2 protein-coding genes are annotated in these 397 nt (G+C 67.8%); both read left to right on the top strand.

The window, feature by feature from the left end; genetic code table 11:
- On the top strand, positions 1-282 hold a 282-nt coding region (locus CWO89_RS47470), incomplete at its 5' end, for a hypothetical protein (RefSeq protein WP_130584490.1).
- On the top strand, positions 279-397 hold a 119-nt coding region (gene tnpB / locus CWO89_RS49885), incomplete at its 3' end, for an IS66 family insertion sequence element accessory protein TnpB (RefSeq protein WP_165421646.1). The genes CWO89_RS47470 and tnpB, both read left to right, overlap by 4 nt.

Below are 397 nucleotides of genomic sequence, written 5' to 3'. Positions count from 1 at the left end.
GCGGCAACAGCGCGGCGGTATGGCGTTTCGCGCTCATTGCTGCTGCGATGGCGACGCTCGTTTCGGCCGGATCCGAAGGATGCCGCCGATCAACCTGGCTTCGTACCGGCGATCGTGGTCACGGAATCTGGGCCGCCGCCTTGTCCAGTCGCGCCGGCCAGCAGCGGCGGGGCGATCGAGATCGAGTTTGCGACCGGAACTCGGATGCGGATCACGGGTTCGGTCGACGCGGCGACGCTGAAGGCCGCCGTGGCGGCGCTGGCAGATGGGCGCCTACGGTGATCCCCATTGCGTCGGGCGTGCGGGTGTGGATTGCGACCGGCCACACCGATATGCGTCGCGGCATGAACTCGCTGGGCTTGCTGGTGCAGGAAGCCTTTAAGCGAGACCCGCACGG

Origin of the sequence: Bradyrhizobium sp. Leo170 (assembly GCF_004296405.1) — a bacterium.
Classification (GTDB): Bacteria; Pseudomonadota; Alphaproteobacteria; order Rhizobiales; family Xanthobacteraceae; genus Bradyrhizobium.
The sequence above is the reverse complement of the archived record's forward strand: the minus strand, read 5'-3'. Positions and strand labels throughout refer to the sequence as shown.